This is a genomic window from Planobispora rosea (assembly GCF_014648175.1).
GTDB classification, from domain to species: domain Bacteria; phylum Actinomycetota; class Actinomycetes; order Streptosporangiales; family Streptosporangiaceae; genus Planobispora; species Planobispora rosea.
The window spans coordinates 1-551 of record NZ_BMQP01000153.1; the positions used below are offsets into that span (position 1 = coordinate 1).

Genomic DNA, 551 nt, shown 5'->3' on the forward strand with positions numbered 1-551 from the left:
CGCGCCCAAGGACGTCTTCCGTCATCAGAGCGTGCGCGAGCTGGCCCGGGTGGCGACCGAGTCGGCTGAGATCGTGGTCGAGGAGGAGGGCGCGGGTGTCGGCCCGGTCCACCCCACACCCATCATCTCCTGGCTCGCGGAGCGGGAAGGGCCTGCCGACGGGTTCAACCAGACGGTGGTGCTACGGGTGCCGCCGGACGTGGGCCTGGAGCCGTTGACGGCGGCGGTGCAGGCCGTCCTGGACCGGCACGACACGCTCCGGCTGAGCTGGCGTGGTCCTGGAGGGGTCCGCGCAGCGGCGGATGCTGAACCCGCCGGGGGGTTGGAGGTGCTGCCGGTCGGGGCGGTGCGGGCGGCCGGGTGCGTACGCCGGGTGCAGGTCGCCGATGCCCTGGCCGGGCCGGATGCGGGGTTCCACGACGAGGCGGGTGAGGCAGGGCCCGAGACGGCTGAGCCGGATGAGGCGGGGTGGGCCGGGCTGATCGCCGAGCAGGCGGTGCGGTCGCGGGCGGGGCTGGATCCGGCTGCCGGGCGGATGGTGCAGGTGGTGT

The 551-nt window shown here is 75.0% G+C and carries 1 protein-coding gene; it reads left to right on the top strand.

The annotated features are described in order from the left end of the window. A partial coding sequence (locus tag IEZ08_RS39190; protein WP_189244265.1) for a condensation domain-containing protein occupies positions 1–551 on the top strand: 551 nt, incomplete at both ends.